Annotated in this window: 22 protein-coding genes; 10 read left to right on the top strand and 12 right to left on the bottom strand. The window is 70.1% G+C overall.

Annotation, left to right across the window (positions count from 1 at the left end):
* Positions 1-153 precede the first annotated feature (153 nt).
* From ACGFI1_RS13930 to ACGFI1_RS13920, 3 genes are all read left to right on the top strand, one after another.
* Positions 154-834, top strand: coding sequence for a dioxygenase family protein (locus tag ACGFI1_RS13930; RefSeq protein WP_392734564.1), 681 nt, complete (start codon positions 154-156; stop codon positions 832-834).
* Positions 835-1128: 294 nt separating this feature from the next.
* Positions 1129-2271, top strand: a complete 1143-nt coding sequence (locus ACGFI1_RS13925; protein WP_392785435.1) for a DUF2637 domain-containing protein — start codon at positions 1129-1131, stop codon at positions 2269-2271.
* Between the two features lie 133 nt (positions 2272-2404).
* On the top strand, positions 2405-3400 hold the full coding sequence (locus tag ACGFI1_RS13920) for a hypothetical protein (protein WP_392785433.1): 996 nt from the start codon (positions 2405-2407) through the stop codon (positions 3398-3400).
* 47 nt (positions 3401-3447) lie between these two features.
* Here ACGFI1_RS13920 and ACGFI1_RS13915 read toward each other — a convergent pair whose 3' ends face one another.
* The 8 genes from ACGFI1_RS13915 to ACGFI1_RS13880 all read right to left on the bottom strand — a co-directional run bounded on the left by ACGFI1_RS13915 (position 3448) and on the right by ACGFI1_RS13880 (position 12392).
* Positions 3448-4203, bottom strand: coding sequence for an SDR family NAD(P)-dependent oxidoreductase (locus ACGFI1_RS13915; protein WP_386869216.1), 756 nt, complete (start codon positions 4201-4203; stop codon positions 3448-3450).
* A 38-nt stretch (positions 4204-4241) separates the two neighbouring features.
* A complete protein-coding gene (locus ACGFI1_RS13910; RefSeq protein ID WP_386869218.1) occupies positions 4242-5111 on the bottom strand; it encodes an ABC transporter permease in 870 nt (289 codons plus the stop codon).
* Positions 5108-6037, bottom strand: coding sequence for an ABC transporter permease (locus ACGFI1_RS13905; protein WP_392785431.1), 930 nt, complete (start codon positions 6035-6037; stop codon positions 5108-5110). Before ACGFI1_RS13905 ends, ACGFI1_RS13910 begins: the two co-directional genes overlap by 4 nt.
* The gene (locus tag ACGFI1_RS13900) at positions 6030-7211 is read right to left on the bottom strand and encodes an ABC transporter ATP-binding protein (RefSeq protein WP_392785429.1); all 1182 of its coding nucleotides are present in this window, start codon (positions 7209-7211) and stop codon (positions 6030-6032) included. Before ACGFI1_RS13900 ends, ACGFI1_RS13905 begins: the two co-directional genes overlap by 8 nt.
* 110 nt (positions 7212-7321) lie before the next feature.
* Positions 7322-8542 (bottom strand): extracellular solute-binding protein, encoded by a 1221-nt coding sequence (locus tag ACGFI1_RS13895; RefSeq protein ID WP_392785427.1) that lies wholly within the window; start codon positions 8540-8542, stop codon positions 7322-7324.
* Positions 8543-8573: 31 nt separating this feature from the next.
* Positions 8574-9578: a LacI family DNA-binding transcriptional regulator gene (locus ACGFI1_RS13890; RefSeq protein WP_301176827.1), complete on the bottom strand. Its 1005-nt coding sequence runs from the start codon at positions 9576-9578 to the stop codon at positions 8574-8576.
* Between the two features lie 145 nt (positions 9579-9723).
* On the bottom strand, positions 9724-10620 hold the full coding sequence (locus tag ACGFI1_RS13885; RefSeq protein ID WP_386865466.1) for a hypothetical protein: 897 nt from the start codon (positions 10618-10620) through the stop codon (positions 9724-9726).
* Between the two features lie 62 nt (positions 10621-10682).
* Positions 10683-12392, bottom strand: coding sequence for an MFS transporter (locus ACGFI1_RS13880; protein WP_386869228.1), 1710 nt, complete (start codon positions 12390-12392; stop codon positions 10683-10685).
* 116 nt (positions 12393-12508) lie between these two features.
* On the opposite strand from ACGFI1_RS13880, the gene ACGFI1_RS13875 reads away from it, so the two are divergent.
* From ACGFI1_RS13875 to ACGFI1_RS13855, 5 genes are all read left to right on the top strand, one after another.
* Entirely contained in the window at positions 12509-13216 is a 708-nt protein-coding gene (locus ACGFI1_RS13875) for an SIR2 family NAD-dependent protein deacylase (RefSeq protein ID WP_392785425.1), read from the top strand.
* Between the two features lie 10 nt (positions 13217-13226).
* On the top strand, positions 13227-13628 hold the full coding sequence (locus ACGFI1_RS13870) for a pyridoxamine 5'-phosphate oxidase family protein (RefSeq protein ID WP_392785424.1): 402 nt from the start codon (positions 13227-13229) through the stop codon (positions 13626-13628).
* A gap of 349 nt (positions 13629-13977) precedes the next feature.
* On the top strand, positions 13978-15255 hold the full coding sequence (locus tag ACGFI1_RS13865; protein ID WP_392785422.1) for a serine hydrolase domain-containing protein: 1278 nt from the start codon (positions 13978-13980) through the stop codon (positions 15253-15255).
* Between the two features lie 213 nt (positions 15256-15468).
* On the top strand, positions 15469-16092 hold the full coding sequence (locus tag ACGFI1_RS13860; protein WP_392785420.1) for a helix-turn-helix domain-containing protein: 624 nt from the start codon (positions 15469-15471) through the stop codon (positions 16090-16092).
* A 119-nt stretch (positions 16093-16211) separates the two neighbouring features.
* A complete protein-coding gene (locus tag ACGFI1_RS13855) occupies positions 16212-16544 on the top strand; it encodes a hypothetical protein (RefSeq protein ID WP_392785418.1) in 333 nt (110 codons plus the stop codon).
* 30 nt (positions 16545-16574) lie between these two features.
* On the opposite strand, the gene ACGFI1_RS13850 is transcribed toward ACGFI1_RS13855, so the two are convergent.
* A complete protein-coding gene (locus tag ACGFI1_RS13850; RefSeq protein ID WP_392785417.1) occupies positions 16575-17117 on the bottom strand; it encodes a TetR/AcrR family transcriptional regulator in 543 nt (180 codons plus the stop codon).
* Positions 17118-17193: 76 nt separating this feature from the next.
* Between ACGFI1_RS13850 and ACGFI1_RS13845 the strand changes: the two genes are divergently transcribed.
* The gene (locus tag ACGFI1_RS13845) at positions 17194-17631 is read left to right on the top strand and encodes a hypothetical protein (RefSeq protein ID WP_392785415.1); all 438 of its coding nucleotides are present in this window, start codon (positions 17194-17196) and stop codon (positions 17629-17631) included.
* A gap of 1376 nt (positions 17632-19007) precedes the next feature.
* Complete coding sequence (locus ACGFI1_RS13840; RefSeq protein ID WP_392785543.1) at positions 19008-19238, top strand: transposase; 231 nt, start codon at positions 19008-19010, stop codon at positions 19236-19238.
* 940 nt (positions 19239-20178) lie between these two features.
* Here the strand turns inward: ACGFI1_RS13840 and ACGFI1_RS13835 are convergent.
* From ACGFI1_RS13835 to hypF, 3 genes are all read right to left on the bottom strand, one after another.
* Positions 20179-21501, bottom strand: a complete 1323-nt coding sequence (locus ACGFI1_RS13835) for an HNH endonuclease signature motif containing protein (protein WP_392785413.1) — start codon at positions 21499-21501, stop codon at positions 20179-20181.
* Positions 21502-22347: 846 nt separating this feature from the next.
* Complete coding sequence (locus ACGFI1_RS13830) at positions 22348-23499, bottom strand: hypothetical protein (RefSeq protein ID WP_392785411.1); 1152 nt, start codon at positions 23497-23499, stop codon at positions 22348-22350.
* Between the two features lie 127 nt (positions 23500-23626).
* Positions 23627-25948, bottom strand: a complete 2322-nt coding sequence (hypF, locus tag ACGFI1_RS13825) for a carbamoyltransferase HypF (protein ID WP_392785409.1) — start codon at positions 25946-25948, stop codon at positions 23627-23629.
* Positions 25949-25967 lie beyond the last annotated feature (19 nt).

The raw sequence follows: 25967 nt of genomic DNA, 5'->3' as shown, positions 1-25967 counted from the left end.
TCGCCGCCAACGGCCGGGCACGCACCGACAAGACCGGCCGCCCCTGACCGGCTTATACATATCGCGGACGCACCGTGCTCACCCGCCGCGTCCGCACTCCCTGGGAGCCCCGCCAGCCGGAAGATCCCGGACCGACCCCCGAGAGGAACCCCCATGCCAGAGGACGAGCAGGACCGCAGCACCAGCCCCGAGGCCGCCCACGCGGAGACCCCGCAGGACGGCATCAGCCGCAAGAACTTCATCGTCGCCGCGGGCCTCGGCGCCATGGCGCTGCCGGCCGCCGCGTCGCTCGCCGCGGCGGCGCCCGCGCAGGCCAGGACCGAGCCGCCGCGGCTCACCCCGACGCCGAAGTGCGACGACGGCGACGACGACCCGACCCCGCCGCAGATGGAGGGCCCGTACTTCAAGCCCGGCTCGCCGGAGCGCTCGTCGCTCGTGACGCCCGGGATGCCCGGCACGCCGCTCACCGTGACCGGGATCGTCTACTCCCTGTCGTGCCGGCCCGTGAGCCGCGCGCTGCTCGACTTCTGGCAGGCCGACTACTACGGGAATTACGACAATTACGGCTATAAGCTACGCGGACATCAATACACGGACACAATGGGACGATTCACCCTGACGACGATCGTGCCCGGCCTCTACCCCGGCCGCACCCGGCACATCCACGTCAAGGTCCAGGCCCCGTACCAGCGGATCCTGACCACGCAGCTCTACTTCCCGAACGAGCCCCGGAACTCCACCGACATGCTCTTCGACCCCGAACTGCTGATGAACGTCCAGACCGGCCCGACCGGACGCACCGCGACGTTCGACTTCGTCCTTCAGGTGCCGTAGCCGGCCCGCGAGTCACGTCTCCGCCGGGGCACCGGCGCGCCCCGGCGGAGACGCCCGCCCGCCGCACCCGTTCACCCACTTGTTCAACGCACCCCCGCCGCACCCGCCCGCCGCACCGGCCCGCCGCACCCGCCGACTATGCCCGTTCACCCCGCTCGTTTGGCGCTCTGTGCCCAGAACCTCCCGGAATGCGACCGAGCCGTAACGTGAATCGGCCACGAAACGCCAAAGGAATGGATAGTCTCCCAGGCGATCACTCTTGGTCGGGTAAAAAACTCTGGGAGCACACGCCGCATGAGCGCTGCCAACCGGGCACAGGTCATCACACGGTGGGGGGCCATCGCCTTCATGGCGGCCGCGGTCCTGACCGCCACCGCCGGTGGCTTCGCCCAATCGTATGCCGGTCTCTACCACTGGGCTCTGGAACACGGCCTGCGGGGCTGGAAGGCCGAATCGTTCCCCCTGCTGGTCGACCTGTTCATCATCGTCGGGGAGCTCGGGCTCTTCCTGCTGGCCATCGACGCCTTCGTGATAAAGCGCCGCGCCATCATGAGCTGGCTCGACTTCTGCCTGCCGCTCACCATCGCCCTCGCCGGCTGGACGGCCAGCCTGATCTTCAACGTGGGCCACGTCGGCAACAAGACGTTCTCCTACCAGGCGACGGCCGCCGTTCCGCCGATCGTGTCCATGCTCGGCCTGTTCGTCCTGCTGCGGACCCTGCACCGGTACGTGTCGCAGCAGATCGACGACGAGCCGAAGCCGCCGGAGCCGCAGCCGCGCGCCATCGCCGGCCCCGTCACGCTGAACCAGATCACGCTGATGCCGCTGCGGACCACCGGCCCGTTCCCGCAGATCCAGGTGCCCGGCCACTCCGGCAAGGCACTGGAGTCCGGCACGTCCGCCGAACCGGCCGCCGAGACGCAGGCCGACCGGACCAAGGCCGACGCCCCCAAGGCCGCGCCGAGCGAGCCCGCCCACGCGGCCGCCCCGACCCCGGCCCCGGCCCCGGCCCCCGCGCCCGCACCCGTCGCCGAGACTCCGGCTCCCGCGCCGGAGCCCGAGCCGGAACTGGCCGTCGTCAGCGCCGCCGCCGCGGCCGCGAGCCCGAACGGGCGCAGCTCCTACGGCACGGCGACCGAGGCGCCCGCGCCGCACGCGCCCTCCCCCGAGAACCTGCGCTCGCTCGTCATCGACATCCTCGAACGGCGGCAGGGCGACGTCGCCGCGACGCTCGCCGAGGTCAGGGCCGAGGGCTACGTCTGCGACGAGGCCGAGATCCAGCGGATCAGCGACAACCACTGGTTCCCGTACGCGGTGTACCGGCTGCTGGCCAAGCACCACGGCGACGGCGAGCTCGTCGCCGGGGAGCTGACCTCGCAGGGGATCGTCTACGACCAGGCCACGCTGGACGCGCTCGTCCAGTCCTGGCGGGTCTGACACGCCCCGCCCATCACTCATCGCCGTTCCGGACCGGCCGCCCCGCTGATTGCGGGCGGCCAGTCCCGGCGTATCCGGGCGATCACGCTCCGTCCGTGCGACGCTGGGGAGACCTGCGACGCCGGGAGAGCCGATGAAGCCGATGTGGACGCAGCTCGCCGCCGTGGCGCTCGCCGCCGCGCTCGGCGGTGCCGTCACCGGATACCTGATCGCCCCCGCGCCGGGCGGCGCCGCCGCCCGTCCGGCCGCCGCCCCCGCCCCGCCCCCGCGGGGCGGCACGCTGCACCTCGCGCTGAACATGCCGGCCGGCGACCGCGCCCGGGCGGCGGCCCTCGGCTACACCCTGTTCGACGTCGCCCCGGACGAGGACGACATCGCCTCCCTCCCCGCCGGCGGCCGGGCCCTGCTGTGGGTCGGCAACACCACCTGCGGCGGCTTCCAGCAGGAGAGCACGTCCGCGTTCACCGACACGGTGAAGCGGTTCGCGGGGAACGAGCGCGTCTACGGGTGGTACCTGTCCGACGAGCCGAACCCGGACGAGTGCCCCGACATCGCCGGCAAGATCCGGCGGCGGGCCGACATCGTCCACCGGTACGCGCCCGGCCAGCGGGCGTTCGCGTCGCTGACCGACTGGCCGATGCGCCCGCTCAAGCCGTCCGAGACCCACCTCGACCTCATCGGCCTCGACCCGTACCCGTGCCGGGCGGACGCCCCGCGCTGCGACCTCGGCGCGATCGACACCATGGTCGCCCAGGCCGCCGGCGCCGGGTTCCCGCGCCGCATGATCGTCCCGGTGTTCCAGACGTTCGGGCAGTCCTGCAACGACGGGGAGCGGAACTGGCGGCTGCCGAGCGAACGGCAGCTCCGGTCCATCCTCGGCCGGTGGGAGCGGCTCGTCCCGCGGCCCGCGTTCGACATCAGCTACTCGTGGGGCCGCCAGGACGCCTGGGCGTGCCCGGCGCTGTCCGACGCGGACGGCGGCCGCGGGCTCCCCGACCTGCAGTCCGTCATGAAGGCCCACAACACCCGCCGGACCGGCCCCGGCCTGCCCACGCACCGCCCGGAGCGGGCGCCGGCGGTCTCCGAGTCACCGCCGGCGCCCTGCCGCACCACCCCGGCGCCGCGCTAGAACCCCGCGCCAGAGGCCCACGCCAGAACCCCGCGCCGGGAGCCACGCTAGGAGCCGCGCTGCTGCTCCTGGGACGGGTCGGTGCGCAGGCGGGCGTGCAGGCCGCCGTCCACGCGCAGGACGTGCCCGTTGAGCTGCGCCGCCGCCGGGGACGCCAGGTACAGCGCGGCGTCCGCGACCTCCTCCGGCGCGGTGGTGCGGCCCGCCGGGATGTCGGTGGCGGGCCGGACCTCCCCGACGACGCTCGCCGGGGCGATGCAGTTCGCGCGGATGCCGAGCCCGCCGAGCTCCACGGCGATAGCCCGGCTCAGAGCCTCGATGCCCGCCTTCGTCACGTCGTAGGCGCTCTGGTCGTCGTGCGCGCGGGACCCGCCCGGCGACGACATGCTGACGATCACGCCGCCGCGTCCCGCGTCCCGCCAGTGCCGGACGGCCCGCACCGACAGCAGGTACGCCGAGCGCAGGTTCGCGGCGACGACCGCGTCCCACACGTCCGCGTCGATGTCGATGAACGGGGTGCGCAGCTCGGTCATCGCGGCGTTGTTGACGAGGACGTCCAGCCCCCCGTCCCGGGCGAGCCGCGCGAAGACGGCGTCGGCGACGTCCTCGCGGGCGAGGTCGCCGGTCAGCGTCGCCACCCGCGGAACGGCGTCGAAGACCTTGAGGCCGTCGGCGTCGACGTCGACCGCGAGCACCTCGGCGCCCGCGTCCGCGAAGCGGTGCACCAGCGCGCGGCCGATGAGCCCCGCGGCGCCGGTCACCAGCACCCGCTCCCCCGTGAAGTCGAACGTGACAGTGCTCATATGACAGCGCTCATTTCCCAGTCCTCATCTGACACCCCTCATTCGGCCGGAGCCTCCCTCACCTGGGCGACGATCTGTGTCGGGTTGACGAACATCAGCGCGACGATCAGCAGCACCGCCGACAGCGCCATGTAGATCACGGCCATCGCGTCGATGGCTTGCGCCGCGCGGATGCCGGGCGTGAACGCGGCGCTGTAGAGCGCGACGATCAGGGTCTGGCTGTCGGCGTCCGCCACCAGGAACGTCAGCTCGAACATGGCGACGGTGCGGACCAGCACCAGGATCCCGGCGGCGAGGATGCCGGGCAGCAGCAGCGGCACCAGCACCCGGGTGAACACCTGCCGGGTCCGGGCCCCGCACATCCGCGCCGCCGACTCCACGTTCGCGTCGATCTGCTCCACGAACGGCGTCATCACGAGCACGACGAACGGCAGCGCCGGGACGAGGTTCGCCGCGACGACGCCCGTCATCGTCCCCGCAAGGTGCACCTTGTAGAGGACGGTCGCGAGCGGGATCCCGTAGGTGATCGGCGGCAGCAGCACCGGGAGCAGCAGCAGGAACATCACGATCCGCTTGCCGGGGAAGTCGCGGCGCGCGAGCGCGTACCCGGCCGGGACGCCGAGGAGCAGCGCCAGCGCCACCACGATCAGTGTGATCTCCAGCGTGACCGTGAGGACCTCGCCGAGCGCGAACTCCGCCCACGCGTCGGAGTACCACGCGCCGGTGAAGCCCTGCGGCAGCCAGCCGGCGAACCATTTGGTGCCGAACGAGTTGACGACCACCGAAAGGATCAGCGCGAACAGGTTGACCAGGAAGAACGCGACGCCGATCCAGACGAGCCAGCCGCTCAGCCGGCCCTTGCGCAGGCGCACCCGGGGCAGCCCGGCGGGGCGCGTGACCGCGGTCATGATCCCTTACCTCCCGTCGCGGGCCCGGTGTAGAGGCGTCCGCGCAGCAGCAGCGTGACCGAGATGACGAGCAGTTCGAACACGCCCATCAGCACGGCGATGGTCGAGGCCATCGAGTAGTCGTACTTCTCGAACGCCGCCTGGTACGCCGCGATCGCCATCACCCGCGTCTCCCCGGCGGGTTCGCCGACGAGGTTCGCGGACGGGAAGACCGAGAACGCCAGCACGAACGCCAGCACGAACGTGGTCGCGAGGCCCGGCGCCAGCAGCGGCAGGACGATCCGCCGCATCCGCTGCCAGGGCCCGGCGCCGAGCGTGGCCGCGGCCCGCTCCAGCGTCGGGTCGATCCCCGACATGTACGACAGCACCAGCAGGAACGCGAACGGGAAACCGGTGATGATCAGCGAGAACAGCACGCCCCAGTAGTTGTAGATGAGCCGGACGGGCTCGTCCACGAGGCCGAGGTCGAGCAGGACCCGGTTGAACCAGCCCTTGGGGCCGAGGTAGCGGAGCAGGCCGTCCGCGACCAGGACCGTGCCGAGCGTCACCGGCAGGACGAGCAGTGCCGTCAAAACCCGCCGCCCGCGGAACCGGCCGCGAAGCCGGTACGCGATCGGCACGGACGCGCCGACGTTGATCAGCGCGGCGGGCAGCGCCAACTTCAGCGTCTTCCACACAGTGCTGCGCTGGTAGGAGTCCTGGAAGAAGTCGGCGTAGTTGCGCAGCGGGCCGCCGCCGTTCTTCGGCTGCAGCGACAGCCCCACCCCGTACAGCATCGGGTAGAGGAACAGCAGCCCGATGATGAGCACGGCGGGCACCAGCAAGAGCAGCACCCGGTCGACGCCGCGTTCGGCGAGCCGGTGCCGCAGTCCGCCGCGCCCGCGCCCGGACACCGGCGTCTTCGGCCGGGCGGGAGCCTCAAGCACCACCGGCGGCCCCCGTCTCCACGGGCTCGTCGAGCGCCTCGGCGGCCTCCCGCACGCTCTCGCCGAACACCAGCACCCGCTCCGGCGGGACGGTCAGCGCCACCCGCTCCCCCGGCGCGATCCGCTCCGGGGACTTGAAGTGGACGACCCGCCCGTCATCGGTGACGCCCTCGGCGGCGACCTCGCGCCCGTGGAACTCCGACACCTCCACCCGGACGACAACGCGGTTCCCAGCACCGTCCCCAGGAGGGGCGTCCCCCACGGCGGCGTCCCCGAGGGCGGCGTCCCCGAGGAGCTTGAAGTCCTCGGGCCGGACGGCCGCGACGGCCCGCTCCCCCGTGATGGGCTGCTGCCCGAGCCCGGTGAGGGTGAGCCCGCCCTCCTCCCCCAGGGTCACCTTCCCGTCGTCCGACGACACGACGGGCAACTCCAGGAGGTTCCGGTAGCCCATGAACCCGGCGATGTAGGTGCTGGCCGGGTACGTGTAGACCTCCTCCGGCGTGCCGATCTGCTCGACCTTCCCATGCCGCAGCACCACGACCCGGTCGGCGAGCGCGAGCGCCTCCTCCTGGTCGTGCGTGACGTACACGGTGGTCAGGCCGAGCGTCTGGTGGATGCGGCGGATCTCGGTGCGCATCTGCACGCGCAGCTTGGCGTCCAGGTTGGACAGCGGCTCGTCCATCAGCACCAGCTTCGGCCGCAGCACGATCGCGCGGGCGATCGCCACCCGCTGCTGCTGGCCGCCGGACAGCTGGCCGGGCAGCTTGTCGGCGTGCTCGGTCAGTTCGACCGTGCGCAGCGCCTCGTCCACCCGGCGGGCCGTCTCCACCTTCCCGACCCGCCGGACCGACAGCCCGAACGCGACGTTCTTGCGGACCGACAGGTGCGGGAACAGCGCGTAGTTCTGGAACACCATCCCGAACCCGCGCTTCTCCGGCGGGAGCGTGTCGATGCGTTCCTCGTCCAGCCAGATCGCGCCGTCCGACAGCGGCAGCAGCCCGGCGAGGCAGTTCAGCGCGGTCGACTTCCCGCACCCGGACGGGCCGAGCAGCGCGATGAACTCGCCGCCCTCGATCCGCAGGTCGAAGCCGCTGAGCGCGGTCGCCTTCCCGAACCGCCGCGTGACCCCGTCCAGCCGAAGCCGCCCGAACGCGGCCCGCGCGTCCCCCTCCACCGAACTCTCCTCCGCACTCTCCACCGAACTCCCCGCAGCGCTCCCTGCCGCGCTGCCCACCGCGCTGCCCACCGCGCCGCCTGCCGCGCTCTCCACCGCGCCCCCGGCCGTCATGACTTCTTGACCTTCTGCCCGCCGATCTCGCGGTCCCAGCGGTCGAACGCGGCGACGAGGGCCTTGGCGTCCAGCGGCGGCGCCTTCGGGTTGTCGGCGATGAGCTTGTCGTACTCCGTCCGGCCGTACTCCTTGATCGCCTGCTGGCTCTCGGCCGGCGCCATGTCCAGGGTCACGCCCTTCACGGCAGGGCCGGGGTAGAAGTAGCCCTTGTCGAAGGTGACGGCCTGCTGCTGCGGCTGGAGGGCGAACTTCATCATGTCCAGCAGGACGGCGAGCTTCTCGCCGGAGACGCCCTTCGGGACGACCATGTAGTGCGCGTCGGTGACCCAGGTGAAGCCTTCGAGGGCCTGGATCTTGACGTCCTTCGGCACCTGGCCGAGGACGCGCGGGTTGATGTCCCAGCCTGTGGTGCTGAGGACGATGTCGCGGGTGCCCTCGCCCATCTCCTTCATCGTCTGCGTCGTGCCCGTCGGGTAGTACTCGATGTACTGGTCGAGGTCCTTCAGGTACTTCCAGGTCTTGGCCCAGCCGTTCGCAGGGTCCTTGGGGTCGGAGTCCTTGAGGATGTAGGGCAGGCCCATCAGCCACGTGCGCCCGGGTCCGGAGTTGGACGGGCGGGCGTACTCCAGCTTGTTCGGGTGCGCCTTGGCCCAGGCGAGCAGCTCGTCGGCCGTCTTGGGCGGGTTCGGCACCGTCTTCGGGTTGTACTCCAGCAGCGGGCCGGACGGGTAGTACGTCACGGTGACGCCCTTGCCCTGGGCGAGCTCCTGCATCTTGGCCGCGGGCTCCAGGTACTGCGACGCCAGGTCGGGCAGCTTGTCGGAGTACTTGCCGAGGAGGTCGACCCACAGGTTCTGCTCCAGCCCGGCAGACAGCCCGTCGGTGCCGGTCAGGACGAGGTCGATGTCGAGCTGCCCGGCGTCCTGCTGGGCTTTCACCTTGCCGGCCAGCTCGGGCGCGGTCGCCTTGGTGTAGGTGACCTTGCCGACGAGCTTCGGGTGCTCCTTCTTGTAGTTCTCGAAGATCTGCTGGGTGAGCTGGAGGTTCCCGGCGACGTCGATGATGTTCAGGGTGACGGGCTTGGACGGCGGTTTGACGTCGCCGGCCGCCGGCTCGGACGCGGAACCGCCGTCCGAGCCGGGCGCGCCGCAGGCGGTCAGCAGCAGTCCGGTGGCGGTGACGAGGGTGAGGAGGGCTGATCGAGGAGTTCGCATGGGGTGGGTCCTCCTGGCGGTTGGGCCGGGTTCACACCGGCCCGGTGGTGCCTCGGATGAGGAGTCGGGTCGCCAGCTCGGCGGCCGGCGGGAGGGGAGGCGCCTTCGGCGCCCGCGGGTCGAGCGTGGTGTGCACGGTGGCGGCCGCCGCCCGCGACAGCGCGCTGACGGGCATGGCCACCGTGGTCAGGGGCGGATTGGTCATCGACGCCATCGGGATGTCGTCGAACCCGACGATGCTCAGATCACCGGGCACCCTCACGCCGCGCTCGGTGAGCCGTGACAGCACCCCGAGCGCGACCAGGTCGTTGTAGCCGAACGCGGCGGTGACCCCCGCCGCGACCACCTCGTCCGCGGCCCGGTACCCGCCGGTGAACCGCGGCTCGTACGGGCCGAGGTCCACCAGCTCGATGCCGCGTTCCGCGCAGGCCGCGCCGAGGAACCTGCGGCGCTGCCGGTTCGACCACGAGTTGGCCGGGCCGGACAGGTACGCGCACCGGCGGTGGCCGAGGGCGTGGACGTGCGCGACGGCCTGCTCCAGGCCGGGCTGGAAGTCCGGCAGGACGGCCGGGGTCCCGCGGCTGGTCCGGTAGGCGAGCACCACGCTGGTCTTGGCCGCGACGGCGCGCAGCCGCGTGCCGGACATGCGGGGGGCGCACAGGATCAGCCCGTCCACCCGCTCGACCATGGCCTCGGCCAGCCGGACCTCCGTCGCCGTGTCCTCGTCGGTGTCGGCCAGGAACACCGCGAAGTCGGTGTCGCGGAAGTACGCCTCGACGCCCTTGATGAACGGGGCGAAGAACGGGTTGGCGATGTCGGGGACGATCAGCCCGACATTGCGGGTCCGCCCGAGGACCAGCGACTGCGCCGCGCGGTTCGGCTGGTAGCCGAGGCGCTCGGCGCACTCCAGCACGCGGCGCCGGGTCTCGGCGTTCACGAGCTCCGGGGAGTTCAGCGCGCGCGAGACCGTCGAGGGCGACACCCCCGCCAGGCTCGCCACCGCCCGGATCGAGGCCCGGGTTCCGTCTGCGCTCATGGCGGAGATTATGAAAACGTTTGCGGAACAGTGTCAATGGCGGGCGGCGAAAAGCCCCCGACCGCAACGGCCTCGTGACCTGAGACCGGACCGGCCGGGGGCGGGCCCGCGCGGCTAGATCGTTGATGGGAAATGTTGGTGCTGGTCAATGGTCGTAGGCGATCAGGGAGCGTTTGACGGGTGCGTTGATCAGCCAGTTGTGCCAGATCGCGGCGTTGAGCGCCGTGATGCGCTGGCAGACGCGCGCCCAGAGCCCTTCGGTGGTGCGGGCGGCGTGGCGTTCCAGTCCCAGCTGGTTCTTCAGTGTCCAGATCACCGCCTCGATGCGCTGGCGCAGCCAGCCGGGGAACACCGCCACCGGCGGGGCGGGCTCATCGGCGCGGACGGGGCGGATCAGCACATGGCCCAGATCGGCAGCGGCCTTCTCCACCCCTGTCCCGGCGAACCCCTTGTCGCACACGATCGGGCACGGCCCGGGCGCGGGCGGCTGGACGTGCAGCAGGTGCACCGCCTGCAACCGCTCGTCCAGCTCCTTGGGGTGGGCCAGGCTGAAGGCGCACACCGCGCCCTCCGCGGTGGTGATCAGCATCAGCTTGGCGCCCCAGTAGAAGGCGTGGTGGGACTTGTCCATGCCGTAGCCGGCGATCTCGCCCAGGCCCGAGCGGTGCACGGTGGTGCGCGAGGCGCCGCAGCGCACCGGGGTGCCGTCCATCAGCCGCAGCCGCTCATGCCAGGAGGGCGTGTGGCGGACCAGCCATGCCGCCGCGGCCAGCAGCAACGGGGCCGCCTGGCGCAGATGACGGTTGTATTCAGACTGGCAGGGCAGGCGCGGGAACAGGTGTCCGATCCGGGCCGGGGCCAGGCGCAGCCAGCGGTGCTCGGCATCGCATCCCAGCAGCACCTGGGCAACGGCGACGCAGACCAGTTCGGCATCGGTCAGCAACCGGACACGGCCCCGCCGCCGTTGTCGCTGCGAAGGCAGGACGTGATCGTCCAGATGAACATAGAGTGCGGTCAGAAGGGCGTCCAAGTCAGTCTTCACACACCGACCATGGGCGCCCTTCGCCGTGCCCGCACCCGGTTCAGCAATTTCCCATCAACGATCTAGGCGGCGTTCCGGCCGGCCCGCTGCAGCGCGGGCTCATCGTGCGCGTCCTCATGCACGTACCGGCGTCCGCGCAGCAGCGACACCACCGCCGCGACCAGCGACATCGCGATCGCCAGGCTGAAGACGATGACGAGGCCGTGGTGGAACGGCTCGGAGATCAGGTGCGGGAAGTACGACCGTCCGGTCAGGGTGGCGACGTCGTCCGGCGCCAGGCCGGCGAGCACGTGGAACGGCGCGAGCAGGTTCTGGATCGGGTTGTAGCCGAGGAACGCGGCGAACAGCGTGCCGACCGGCGGCAGCTCGCCGACCTGTGCAGCGGGCCCGGCCGGGACGCCGTGCTGCGTGAGCCCCTGCGTCAGCGTCTTCGGCAGCGTGTCGGACAGCCCCGCGATCATCAGCGAGAAGAACACGCCGATCGACAGCACCATGCCCGCGTTCATGAAGGTGGCGCGCATGCCGGAGGCGACCCCGCGCTGGTCCGCCGGGACCGAGTTCATGATCGCCGTGGTGTTGGGCGCGGCGAACAGCCCCGACCCGACCCCGTTCAGGAAGATCAGCAGCGCGAACGTGGTGTACCCGAAGTCGGTCGGGATCATCAGCAGCCCCGCGAACGCCGCCGCCGACAGCACCAGCCCGCCGGACGCGAACGCGCGCGCCCCGTGCCGGTCGGACAGGTGCCCCGAGAGCGGCCCGGCCACCAGGAACCCGGCGGTGAGCGGCAGCAGGTAGATGCCCGCCCACAGCGGCGTGTCCGCGTAGTCGTAGCCGTGCAGCGGCAGCCAGATGCCCTGCAGCCAGATGATCAGCATGAACTGCATCCCGCCGCGCGAGATCGCCGCGAGCAGCCCGGCCGCGTTCCCGGCCGTGAACGCCCGGATGCGGAACAGGCCGAGCTGGAACATCGGCTGCTCGACCTTGGTCTCGATCCAGCAGAACAGCGCCAGCACGGCGATCCCGCCGATGATCCCGGCGAGCACCCACGGGTTCGTCCAGCCCATGTCGTGCCCGCCGTAGGGCTGGATGCCGTAGGTGATCGCGGCGAGCAGCCCGGTCAGCCCGACCGCGAACGTGACGTTGCCGAGCCAGTCGATCCTCGCGGTGACCGCCTTCTTCGCGGTCTCGACCAGGCTCCGGTAGGCCCAGACCGTCCCGATGATCCCGATGGGCGCGGACGCGAAGAACACCAGCCGCCAGTTGATCTCGCTGAGCAGCCCGCCCGCCACGAGCCCGATGAACGTCCCGGCGATCCCGGCGACCTGGTTGACGCCCATCGCCATCCCGCGCCGGTGCGCCGGGAACGCGTCGGTGAGGATCGCCGCCGAGTTCGCCATCAGCATGGCGCCGCCGATCCCCTGGAACACCCGCCAGCCGATCAGCCACAGCGCCCCGGCGCTTCCGTGCAGCGGATCGAGCGCCAGCACGATCGTCCCGACCGTGAACACCGCGAACCCGGCGTTGTACATCCGCACGCGCCCGAACATGTCGCCGAGCCGGCCGAGCGTGACCACCAGCACCGCGGACACGAGCATGTAGCCCATCAGGATCCACAGCAGATAGCCGACGTTGCCCGGCTCCAGCGGATTCAGCCGGATGCCCCGGAAGATCGCCGGCAGGGAAATGATCACGATCGACGAGTTGACCGTGGCCAGCAGCATGCCGAGCGTCGTGTTGCTCAGCGCGATCCACGGATAGTGCTTGGACGGCACGCCGACCCACCCCCCGTCAAGTAGTTTCCTCCGCTAACTAATCATAGGGCCCGCATTCCTCGCCAGTCCGAAAAAGGGGTCGCATCCCTCACCTCCGCGCCCGTACGTTCTCCCCCATGACAGGACGAATCGGCGTGCTGACCGGCGCGGGCATCTCCACGGACTCCGGCATCCCGGACTACCGGGGCCCGTCCGGCGTGTGGACCCGCGACCCGGAACTGGCCGCACTGTTCACGCGCAAGCACTTCACCAACGACGCCGAGGTCCGGCGCCGCTTCTGGCGCACCCTCGACCTGCACCGGGACGCCCTCCCCAACGCCGCCCACCGGGCACTGGCCGACCTGGAGAAGACGAAGGCCGTCCGGATCCTGACCCAGAACGTCGACGGCCTCCACCAGAAGGCCGGCTCGACGCCCCGCAAGGTCCTGGAACTCCACGGCACGCTCGCCACCACGTCCTGCACCCGCTGCCGCGCCACGTCGGCGACCGCCGACGTCCTGGCCCGCGGCGAGGACGACCCGGCCTGCCCGTCCTGCGGCGGCGTCCTGCAGCCCTCCATCGTGCTGTTCGGCCAGTACCTGGACTCCGACACCCTCTCCCTCGCGGGCAACATCGCCCGCGCCTCGGAGGTCTTCATCGCGATCGGCAGCTCCCTGACCGTGGACCCCGCCGCCCGCCTCTGCGCCATCGCCGCCGAGTGCGGCGCCCGCCTGATCATCGTCAACCGCGACCCGACCCCCTACGACGACCTGGCGGACGAGGTGATCCGCACCCCGATCGCCGAGGCCGTCCCCGCCCTCTGCGCGGAACTGGCCGCCGTCTAGGATCCGGCCGGTGACCGGCAAACACCACCTGCCCCTGGACGACGAGCGCCTGATCGCGTTCTTCCGCGACCGCCACATCTGCACGCTCGTCACCGTCCGCCGGGACGGCACCCCGCACGCCGTCCCGGTGGGCGCCACCCTGGACGGCACCACCGTCCGCGTGATCACCTCGTCCACCTCGGCGAAGGCCCGCCACGTCGCCCGCGCCGGCGAGGAGGGCCTCCCGGTGGCCGTCTCCCAGGTGGACGGCCGCCGCTGGGCCACCATCGAGGGCCGCGCCGTCCTGAGAACCGACCCGTCCTCCGTGGCCGACGCCGAACACCGCTACGCGGCCCGCTACAAGCCCCCGCGCCCCAACCCGAACCGAGTGGTCATAGAGATCACCGCCACAAGAGCCATGGGCAACCTCTAACAGACCAAGCACTGCACCCCGATGAAATGCGTCCGTAATCGCGGATGCAAACCGAAAATGTCACACCAACGAGAAGACCGCACCACAGCCAACGACAGCGCGCACCTGACGTCCCGCAAATGAAATCCTGAGAGGCATACACCCAAGACAATCGAATAAACACCACTACACGGCACCTGCCCTAGCCAGCACTCGACGCCAGGCCACAACGAAGCGCCGAGCACACCCCACTCGATCCGCCAAAGCGATCCCACGTACTGACCACGATCACGTTTCGTAGCCGCCACCCCCCCGAAGGGGGCGAAAGGATCCGACCAGGCATCCACTCGCAGCCGTCTACGGTGGGCGAATGAGGATGGAGATCGATGAGGTCGAGGGGTGGCTGCGGGAGCGGCTGCCGGGGCTGGCGGAGGAGTACCGGGTACCCGGAGTGGCGGTCGCCGTCGATGCCGGAGGCCGGTTGGTCGAGGCGGCGGCCGGGGTACTGAGCACCGCGACCGGGGTGGAGGCGACGGTCGACTCGGTGTTCCAGATCGGGTCGGTCACCAAGACGCTGACGGCGACGCTGGTGATGGGGCTCGTCAGCGAAGGGCTGGTGGAACTCGACGCCCCGGTGGACAGCTACATTCCCGGGTTCCGGAAGGCGACCGTCCGGCAGCTGCTGTGCCACACGGCCGGTTTCGAGGGGGACGTCTTCACCGACACGGGCAAGGGAGACGACTGCCTGGAAAGGTACGTCGAACTGCTGGCCGACGTGCCGCAGATCTTCGAGCCCGGGGAGATGTTCTCCTACAACAACGCGGGCTACAGCGTGCTCGGGCGGATCGTCGAGGTAGTGCGGGGCGAGCCGTTCGATCAGTGCATGCGGGACCACCTGTTCACGCCCCTGGGCATGACGCACGCGGCAACCGATCCGTACGAGGCGATCCTGCACCGCGCGGCAGTGGGGCACCTCGACGGGCGTCCCGCCCCGGTCTGGGCCATGGCCCGCTCGAACGCACCCGCCGGGTCGATGCTCGCCATGACCCCGCGCGACCTGCTGGCCTTCGCCCGGTCGCATCTCACCGACCACAGCCTGCGGGCCATGCGGGAGCCGCAGGTCGCCCTACCCGACATCGACTGGGGGACGGCCTGGGGCCTGGGCTGGACGCTCTACGACCTACCGGGCGGCCTGGTATTCGGCCACGACGGCAACACCATCGGGCAGTCGGCCGTCCTGCGGATCGACCCCGGCCGCGACGTGTGCGTGGCGGTCTTCACCAACGGCGGCGACCGCAAGCCGCTGATGAAGGAGATCCTGGGCAGAATCGTCGAGTCGCCCGCAGAGCCCGTCCCGAACCCCACGGCACGCCTGGACGCCGGGCGCTACACGGGCGTCTACCGGTCGAGCACAAGCGAGACCACGGTGAGCACGGACGACCAGGGACGGCTGTGGCTTGAGCAGATCCCCCTCGGCCTCGCGGTAGAACTCGGCGACAAGCCCTACCGGACGGAACTGCTCGGCTGGAGAGGAGACTCCCTACTGCCCACAGAGCCCGGCCACGGCCCCGTCGCCTTCCTGGGCGACGACGGCGAAGGCCGCGCCCGCTACCTGCACACGGGCCGAGCCGACGTCCGCGCCCACTGACGAGCACCACCATCTCCGACACCGGCCTGCCCCCATCAGCCCCACCACCTAGTGCGGTGACCACATACGTTCGCAGGGTTGGTGACACCCGGTCGGGGGGTTTGCCTGCCTCAGTCTCGATAGCGACCACATCGCTGTTGAGGGTGAGGCCATCGGGCGGCAGAGCCGGTTCCGGTTCGGGCACGGCGGCTAACTGACCAAGAAGGTCAGCGGTTGACCCCGATCGTGCGGCGAGGCAAAGGCGAGTCGACGCGGGTTTGCCGGGCGATGATGATCATGGCGTCTGCGTCCGGGACACCGGTGTCGGCGATTGCCCGGCTGGTCGCCGCAGATGAAGACACCGTCCGGGATGTGATCCACGCGTTCAACGAGCGCGGGCCGACCTGCCCGGACCCTAAGTGGGCGGGCGGCCGTCCCCGCCTGATCAGCGACGATGACATCGCCTCCATCGTCGAGACGGCCACCACGCGTCCGGTCAAGCTGGAACGTCCGTTCACGCACTGGAGCGTCCGCAAACTCGCCGATTATCTGGCGGCCGGGGCCGCTCGCACCATCGCTATCGGCCGGGAACGGCTCCGGCAGATCCTGCGCTCACGTGCAATCTCCTTCCAGCGCACCCGGACCTGGAAGGAATCGTCCGACCCGGATTCCGATGCCAAGCTGAATCGGATCGAGCACGTCACCAGCCGTTCCCCGATCGGACTTCACCTTCGACCAGTTCGGGCCGCTATCGATCCGCTCATGCCACGGGTCGGCGTGGGCGCCGCTGTCCCGGCCGGACCGGCTGCCGGCGACCTACCGGCGTACCCACGGCATCCGTTACTTCCACGGTCTTAATCCCTGGGCGATGACCAGCTGTGGGGTGTGATCCGCAGACGCAAGGGCGGCGATCACTCACTCGCCGCGCTCAAGTCGATCCGGGCCGCGCGCCCGGGGGCGCGTCCATCTACGTGGTCATGGACAACCTGTCGGCGAACAAGACCCCGGCGACCCGCACTTGGGCGAACAAGAACAAGGTCGAGTTGTGCCTGACACCGACCTACGCCTCGTGGGCGAAACCGACCGAAGCACAGTTCGGGCCCTTGCGGACCTTCGTGATGGGCGATTCGAACCATCCCGACCACACCGTGCTCGACCGCAGGCTGCACGCCTCCCTGCGGTGGCGCAACGCCAACGCCCGCCACCTCGACGTCCTGGCCACGCAACGCCGCGAACGCGTCCGCATCCGCATCTGCGTCCGCAGCGAACGACAACAACGCTGGGCCCTCCCACGCACCAAGGCAGCGTGATAGCACCGGCAAACGTTCGTGGACTTCGCATTAGCGGCCCGCGTCGTGGAACGCGTCGATGCCCTTGTGCCAGGTGGTGTCGAGATCGGCGTCAGGTGGGAAGCGTTGGTTCAGTTCGAGGATGACCATGCCGTGCGTGAAGGCCCAGATGGCCCGTGCGCGTTCGTGGTCACCGCCGGTGGCGTCGAGGAGCGGCATCGCGGCCGCCTCCTCGACGCCGGGGGTGAGCAGGTCGCGGCGCAGGGGCCGCTCGGTCATCAGCCGATAGAGGTTCGGCTGGCGGCGCGCGAAGTCGCGGTACGCGGCGGTGAGGGCGGCGATCGGGGCGTCGGATCGATGGACGGCCTGCGCGAACAGTTCAGCCTGCTCCTCGAAGCCGACCGAGATCAGCGCCGCCTCGAGTGCCTGCTTGTCGCGGAGGTGCTCGTAGATCGAGGAGGCGCGGATCCCGAGCTGGGCGGCGAGCCGACGCATCGATAGCGCATCGGGGCCCTCCTGCTCGAGGAGCTGCCGCGCGGCCTGCACGATCTCCCGGGCTCGGGGGGTGAGCCGACTCAGTGCGTGGGAAGCCATCCGTCCCGCCTTTCCAGTACGTCCTAACGGTGTTAGGGTAGCGATCCTAACGCCGTTAGGGAGAAAGGTGACGTCGATGTCCGCTCATGCCCAATCCATTCACGTCGAGACCGGCACCGGCTCCGCGCGGATCCGTGACCGCGTCGCACGGGCCCTGCTCGTCCTCGCCGCCGCCGGCGCCGTCGCCGCGGTGGCCGGCGCAGTGGGCGACGTCGCGGACGCCGGACCGGCCACACGCATGGTCGAGACCTGGCGCATGCTCGGTTTCGGTGTCTTCGCGGGCGCGTTCCTGCTGCTGGGCTACCGCCCCCGGCTCTACGCCGGGATCTGGGAGCTCGCCATCCTCAACAAGCTCGGCCTGACCCTGGCCGCTCTGTCCTTCGGCAGCGGGACCGACGGCGCCAGCGCGGCGCTGATCGCCGACGGAGCGGTCACGCTCATGCTGCTCGCCGCGTATGTGCTCAGCCGGGGCTGGACGGCCTGGTCGGCCTCAAGGGCTCAACAGGCACGGTGAGCAGCCTCGGCCGCGAGGATGGCGGCCTGCCCTCGGCTCCTCACCCGGTGGCCTTGAGGAATCGCGCCGCGATAGAGGCAGCGGCTTCGGCGCCTGTCCCTCCGCCCTCGACGCTCACGGCGAACGCCAGGTCGAACGCCAGGTCGAACGCCAGGTCGGCGCGGTAGTCGATGAATCATGCGCGGGCGGGCGGGTCGCCACCTTCCCCGAATTCCACCGTTCCGGTCTTGCCCGCCGTCCTGGACGGGAAGGCAACGTCCTCCGCGATCCCCCGGCCCCCGACCGGCGTGTCACCAACCCGACGAACGTATGTGATCACCGCACTGGCCCACTCCTCGCGAAGCTTCGCGAGAGCATCCGTCGCGCCGCCAGTCTTCACCTGGCGATATACCTACATGCCGATCGGCAAGCGACCACCTTGCACCGGACAGACCGGTGGTCGCCCGACGGAAGCCTGCGAAGCCCCTGGTCGGCGAGGGGCATGGCGTCGTGACGTGGAACGCCACCAAGACCGAAGGAGAAGAGCACACTCCATGGACAGCACTGTGTGGGGTCTTACTTCCCGGAATCGCTTCTGAAGCGGCGTCGCCGGGTCGATCAGGCCCTGGTCAGGGGGTTATCCACCTCATAGCTGCTTGGGTGATCGCCGCGGCGGGTGGCATCTCCAAGTCAGCGAAATGCACAAGCTACTGGACGCCCTGCCCCGGAAGGTGCGTGAGGGTGGCCAGATCGTCAAGGTGCGTGTGCTGGTGGCCAGCCCATGCCGAACGGGTCGAGGCGACCAGGCCACCCTGCCGAGCGCACATTAGCTGCGGCTGACCAGGATGGCCCAAGTGCTGCCAGCCGTGGGCGGCCACCCTGGTACGCACCAGCTTCGGCCAGGCCCCCCATCGAGACCGGCGGCCGGGCAGGCGAGAGCTGGTCCGAGGAGACCCAGTGACCCGAGGGGTCCTGGTGGTCGGAGCGGCCGGACTGGTTCGAGCGCGGCGCAAGACGGCCCCTGCCGCGAACCCGGCCCCCCGCCTGCGCGAGGCGAACCGGCGCGAGGGCGGGCTCCGCGCGCGGCGCGAGGCGGAGGAGCGGCCAGGCCCCCACCAGGCGACCCGAGCCGCCCGCCGAACAGCGCGACGGGCGGGCTGACCCGTCCACCAGGAGCGCAAGTCGCCCCGGCAAACGGCGCGACGGGCGGTCCAACCCGTTCGCCGTGCGTAGTAAGGCTCCGGCCGCGCCCCCTCTGCGAGGCCCGCCGCCGAGGAAGCCCGCGCTGAAGGACAAGCCTCCTGACGCGACAGAGCACCTGGACCGGGCTCTGAACCCGGTCTGCTGAGCCTCCCCCGCGTTGCCGTCGCAGCCATGGCGGCAGAGCGGGGCCAACAATTCGAAGGCAGCCGGACGAGGAGATTCGCCAGCGGACCGAGATGGTCGGGATCTTCCCTGACCGGACCGCGCTCGTCCGCCTCCTCGACACCGTGCTGATGGAACAGACAGCCGAGTGGACCGAGACCGGCCACTACATAGGCCTGAAGTACCCGGTCAGAACTCGGGCTGCACGGAGAGGACGGCACCACACCAGACCTCGAGATCGACAACCGCAAAGTCGCGTTTAACCTGCGACAACAGGCTCACACGGAGATCAACTCTTACCCCACTCCCCCCGCTGGACATGACCGCCGTGCCGCCCCCCACCCGAACCGAGGACCGGGGGACGGAAGGGGCGCAAGATTGGCGTAGTGCGGCAGGCCCCCGCCACCACGATCAGCGGCCCACCGACCTGCGACAAACCAAGCTGTGCGGTCGGCCAGAAGCAGCACCTGTTCATTGCCCTCATCCTCATCGGCCCCTCGAGGCGGTGTGCGCGCGGCTGCCGCGCCACGGCCGCCGCGACCTCCCGCCCGTCCTGCGGGCGCGGGAGCAGGGTCCCCCGAGGCGCTCACCGTCTGGCTGGGCGGGGACCTCGCGGGCGACGCGTCCCGCGAGAACGGGCAGCGCGAGGTCGGCGCACTGCGGACCGTCCAGTGTCGGCCTGCTGAGCGGTGTAGCCGCCGACGATGGCGTCCGCGCCGGGCACCGCGTCACCTCCTGACAGCGGTTGGGAGAGGGCAACCGTCTTACTGGAGGTCTCAACGTCCCGGGCCCGTCGCGTGCACACCTTTTAGTCCCAGTCTCCGCCTCCTACGCTCGGCGGCCCGTGAGCGGTGGCCGGCTCGGCGGCGTCCTCGGCTCGCGCGGGCGCGGCGGCAGGTGGCCTGTTCGTGACCACAACGGTCGCATCATGCTGGTCGCCCCCTCGTACCTTGACCATCGCGATGTCGGTGGCGGAGCTACGACGAACGCGATGGAACCCCGCACAGCGAGCCGCAGACGTGAAGTCGCCAAAGGACTGGACATCCATCAAAGATCGGACGGCTGCCAAGGAACTCTCCGCGCCTGACACCCCTTGGGCGCTACCCGCTTTGGCTCCCCTGCCGCTGGTATTAGGTCGCCGAAGCGCCGATGGATCTGCTTCAGGGTGAGGCGGTACTCGCTTTGGCTCCTCTGCCGCTGGTGTTAGGGGCCGGCGGTTTGGCGGCGGCTTCTGGGTGTGGTTGGTCGGGTGCGGCGGGGGCGTGGGTGGGCGTGGTGTGTGGTGGTGGTCCAGCGTTTGGTGGCGGGTGGTGTTTGGGGGGTGGGTGGTGGGGTGTCGGGTGGGAGGAGGCGGTAGCGGTAGCGTCCGGTCGAGTCTTTGGTGATGGCGATCTGGTGCGGGTTGGTGTGCTTGAAGCGGTTGTGCCATCCGCAGGTGAGGGCGAGTTTGTCAATGTCGGTGGGGCTGTGGCCGAGGGCCCAGCCGTTGACGTGGTCGACCTCGCACAGCGTCCCGGGTACTTCGCAGTCCTGCACCGCGCAGGTGGAGTACATGGTCTCCAGGACCTGGCGCTGTGGGGCGGTGGCGAACCGGACCCGATGGCCCAGATACAGCGGAGTGTTGCCGCCGCCGAGCAGGAGCGGAGACACCCCTGCGCTGAGCGCGATGCGGCGGGCTTGGACCGCCGGGATGGGGGTGCCGTCGGTCAGCCTTGCCGGGGTGGTGCCGCCGGTGAGGGTGTCCAGGTCGCAGATGACGGTCACCTTGGTCGCCTTGTGCCCGCCCGACAGGACCGTGGTCAGCGCTGCCGCCGTGCGTTCGGACAGGTCGCGGTGGTCGTCGGTTCCGGCGGGTTTGGCCAGCGGGCCGAGGGTGCCGTCCCAGATGGCGGCGTCTTCGGCGTTCAGCCAGCCCTTGATGTAGCGGCCGCCGTCCAGTGAGCGGGTCGAGTCGACCCACGACCGCTCATAACCACGTTGGGCATCCTCGGGTGCCTGTTCGGTGCCGTCGCGTTCGGCGATCACGTCGCGGATCCGCTTGCCGAAGCTGGCGACCTTTCCGGCGGAGAAGCCCTGCTCGACCATGCCCAGCAGGATGCTCTCGGCCGCGGGGCAGTCATCGTCGTCGAGTCGGGTGACGGCTTCGGCGATGGTGGCGGCGTAGCCGTGGGAGAGGTGGCCAGTGGTCCACCGCTCGGTCATCTCGGGAACGCGGTGGCGCTGCCGGGCCAGGGTGAGGCGTTCCTTGGCGCGGGACTCGCGCATCCCGAGGCGGGACCGCAGCCAGGAGCGGGTGGAGGGGTATCCCCACCGCTGCACTTCGCGGGACCGGTCGACCACGCCCATCAATTCCGACAATGCGGCTTCATGCAGGTCGGTGGCGGTGGCGAGGGTTTCGGTGAGTTCCATGCACGCGGCCGGTGATTCGGGGGCGGTGCGGGTGGCGAGTTCGGTGGCGATCGAGGCGGCCGCGTGTACCAGTTGGCTGGTGGACATCGACGCGGTATCGATCTCACTCGAACGCATAACTCTATGTTATCGAACAGTCACGCTATCGTACAGCCGTTCCGGAAAATAGTTTGCCCGTCTTGAAGGCTGACCGCGTTGCGGGATATTTCACCCCCTTCCGGGCACAGAAAGGGAAACCCGGTCACCTAGCCGAAGTTCTCGGGGCCGAAGGCCCCGGGGCCAGCAACCATGCACAGACCCGCAGCCGAATCACCACACCCTTGCCAGCGAGCCCAGCCGAAGTGACTCCAGCCCACAGCGACCGAAGCGTCCGCGCCGACCTGCCAGGGGTCACCGCAACCGGGCACCCACAGAAACCGCACTAATCCGGTGAAAGACCGCCGCAACCTTGAGCAACAACAGAACGCTCGCTAGCAACCCGAGACGATCTACGGTTGGCCTGGTCCAGTGGAAGATCATGCGAGCCAAGCTTGGCCAGCCGCCACTGACGCGGGGCGCGCAACCAATTCCCACAAAACGGACTGGCGCGAGGAGACCCCGCGTTAGCGCCCTCCCGGGTTCCGTACTTTCCGGGAATCCACAGCAGCAGTGAAGATCGCTGGGCTGGAGCGGACGGCCCTACCAAGCGCTGAAGCCATCCGCCATACAACCGTCCGACACCGCCAAGGCCGTTGAAGCGAGGAAGAAGCCGAGGTCACCCAACCAACCCGGAGGCAGTACCAGCAGCATCGCCCAGCACTCGATGTCGCGCTCACCTTGGGCGACCTCGACCTCCCATGAACCGTGACCATGACGAACTGGACGGCGCGACCAGACTCCCCACAGGCAAGGCATCAAAACATAGGCGCCAAGGGAAAGAAGGGGCCGTTTGAGCACTCGCAACCAGCCATCCGGCAGCAGGCATCAGAAGATGTAGTCGGCTCCGCAACCCCCACTTCTGGACAGGTTTGCAGAGAAGCCGCCTTCGATCACCCTTCCGAACGAATCGAGGCCGTTCAGACAAGCGTAAAGAGGCTCGTCAGAGCCGAGGACAACTGCTGAAGCGACATTCGGCTTTCGCGGGATGGTACTCGTGACACGCATCGGTCTCCCCTCGGAGAAAGAGAAGATGACGGTGCTCGACGATTCTTTCTTCTTCATGACGCCGTAGCCGGTGCGGCCGTCCGGGTTCATCACCGCGGATGTGATCAGGGAGTCATCCGACTGACGGAACAGGACCCGACCCGCACGGACGTCTGTCCCAGGCTCGTCAGTGTCGAGCGCGTGCACGGTGACACCCTGGACCTTGCTTTCGACAGGCCTACCCGGCTGCAGCGCCTGCCCAGGCTGAACTTCGGCTCCGGGAACAGACCCGATGTGGACGTCGCCGATGGTGTAGCCGAGCGTCCGACCGTCCTGGGCCCAGACGATCTGACCGATGACCGACGGGGTCGCCGTCGCCCAGGTGCGGCGATGGCCCGAGTCGATGTCGAGGACGGTCACGTTGGCGCGCGGCTCCGGAGGGCGCTCGCCGTCTCGTGTACACGGAGCCGTCGTGTAGGCGAGGCGGTCACCGTCCAGGCTCAGCGCCAATCCGGCAACGAGGGCCGGGACGGCGCCATGGTGAAATGGCTTGATGCTCCTCACCTTGCCGTCCGCGCCCAACTCGCCTCGATAGAACCGCGTCTCGCACGGCTTCTCCCGTGTGGCGGCGACTATGAACGAGCTTTTAGGGCCCGCGAGGATTGTCTGGGCTTCGCCGGCGGACGGAGGGCGCTCGACCGAGCCCACCAGCCGTGGTTGTCCGTCCGGCCGAAAGGCGAGCACCTCGAACCATGGCGCGGGGCCTTCACCCTGCTGGCCATCCGCCATTCGCTGCACCGTGAGCATGAAGCGCGGGCGCTGGTCGCCCGAGCGAGGCGTCGTGAAGGGGGCTTGGTCGTCCGCCAGCAATTGCACGGCGGCGATGGACATCACGACCGCTACGGCCATGGCCATCGGTGCAGCCCAGCGCCGTACTCTCCATGACAGCGGCTCCCGCCCCGGCGAATCATCCATTCCGTCCATGTCCACCATGGGATGATCATGCCGCCCACCCGTGTCGCCGCGCGGCTCATTGACGCAAATGGCCTCTCAGGACTACCCGCGCGACGTGCTCGATGGATAACCAGCCGGTTGCCTGGGAAAGACACCGCACGCAAGGTCAACCGCAAGATTGCCGGGCGGTGGCCACGGCCGCCTGGCCGAGACTGATACCGCCATCGTTGGGTGGGACGCGGTGGTGGGTCAGCACGTCGAAACCTGCGTCCGCGAGGCGCGATACAGTCCGTTCCAGGAGGAGCATGTTCTGGAACACGCCGCCGGAGAGAGCGACCAGGTCGAGGCCGGTCCTCTCGCGTATCCGGGACGCGGCGTCCACCACCAGCGCGGCGACGCCGTTGTGGAAGCGGGCGGCGATCACCGGAACGGGAACGTCCGCGCGCAGGTCGGTCACCACCGCGTTCAGTAGGTCATCCCCGGCAACGGTGAAGGCCGCCGATCCGGTGATGGCCGCCGGATATGCGGCACGTTCGGAGGGGTCGGCGCGCTGCTCCAGTTCTATTGCGGCTTGGCCTTCGTAGTTGACGCGGTCACGGACGCCGAGGACGGCGGCGACGGCGTCGAAGAGCCGTCCCATGCTGGAGGTGAGCGGTGCGTTGACGCTGCGCCGCGCCATTTCCGCCACGGTCGGCCACTCGGGGCGTCCGGCCACCGGGAGGTCTTCGGGGACGCCGTAGGCGGCCGCCATCCGCCAGGGTTCGCGGATCGCGGCGGCGCCGCCCGGCAGCGGAACCGGGTCCAAATGGCCGGCTCTTTCGAAACCGTGGAGGTCGGCGACGAGGAATTCGCCGCCCCAGAGCGTGCCGTCCGTCCCGTATCCGGTGCCGTCGAACGCGACGCCGATCACCGGGCCGTCAAGGCCGTTGTCGGCGAGGCAGGAGGCGATGTGCGCGTGGTGGTGCTGGACGGCGATGACCGGCAGATCCTGGTCGAGCGCGTATTTGGTCGACAGGTATTCGGGATGCGGGTCGTAGGCGATGAGTTCGGGGACGATGTCGAAGAGCCGCCGGAAATGCGCGATGCCCTCTTCGAAGGCGCGGAGCGTCTCGTAATTCTCCAGGTCGCCGATGTGCTGGGAAAGGAACGCCCGGCCGTCGCGGGTCAGGCAGAACGTGTTCTTCAGCTCGGCGCCGCACGCCAGGACGGAGCGCCCTTTCGCGATCGGGAGCGGCTCGGGCGTGTAGCCGCGAGACCGGCGCACCGGCAGCGTGCGTCCCCGGAAGACGCGCACCACGGAGTCATCGGTGCGGGTGTGGATGGGGCGATCGTGCAGCAGGAATCCGTCGGCGATCCCGCTGAGGCGTTCGAGCGCGTCGGCGTCCCGGTGGGCGATCGGCTCGTCCGAGATGTTCCCGCTGGTCAGCACGACCGGTTCGGTGACGAGGAGGTTGTGCAGCGGGGTGTAGGGCAGCATGAGCCCGAGGTACCGGCCGCCGGGTGCGACGGCGTCGGAGAGTGCCGCGTCCGGGCGACGGCGCGCCAGCACGATCGGGCGGCGCGGGCCGGTGAGCAGCGCCTCCTCGGCGTCGGACAGTGCGCACAGGCTCCGGGCGGCGGCCAGGTCGGGGACCATGACGGCGAACGGCTTGTCCTCGCGGTGCTTGCGGGCGCGGAGCGCGGCGACCGCACTCCCGCACGCCGCCCGCACCGCGAGGTGGTAGCCGCCGAGGCCCTTCACCGCGAGGACGGCGCCGGCAGCGAGCAGATCACGCGCAGCCTGCAGCGGGTCGCGAACAACAGGCTCCCCCCAAGTGGCATGCGGATCGCAGACGCCAGACACCCCAGAAGCGCCATACGGGCCCGACCCACAAGCGACATGGAGGTCGCGAACGACCCCACGGTGGTCGCCGGGCGTGTGCAGGATGAGGGAAGGGCCGCAGGCGGGGCAGCACGTCGGCTGGGCGTGGAACCGGCGGTCGGCCGGATCCGCGTACTCGGCGGCGCACGCCCCGCACATCGCGAAGCCGGCCATGGTGGTGTTGGGACGGTCATACGGGACGTCCTTCACGATCGTGAAGCGCGGCCCGCAGTTCGTGCAGTTGATGAACGGGTATCCGTACCGCCGGTCGCCCGGGTCGCGCATCTCGCGCAGGCAGTCGTCGCAGGTCGCGGAGTCCCAGGAGACGAGCGCCCGGCGCTCCCCCGACGCGTCGCTGCCCACGATCGTGAAGCCGGCCCGCCCGCGCACGTCCAGCCGGCGGGTGGTGAGGCGTTCGACGACCGCGAGCCGCGGCGGGCGCGTGCGCAGCCCGTCCAGGAAGCGGCCGATCTCGTCGGGTGCGCCTTCGACCTCGATGAACACGCCGCCCGCGTCGTTGCCGACGAGCCCGGACAGCCCGAGGCCGGTGGCGAGCCCGTGCACGAACGGCCGGAATCCGACGCCCTGCACGACTCCCTCGACGCGGACGCCCATCCTCACGTCCATCCGCGTCATTCTGCCGAGC

Source organism: Actinomadura geliboluensis (genome assembly GCF_043197915.1).
GTDB lineage: Bacteria > Actinomycetota > Actinomycetes > Streptosporangiales > Streptosporangiaceae > Spirillospora > Spirillospora geliboluensis.
This window is presented reverse-complemented; position numbering and strand designations above follow the sequence as displayed.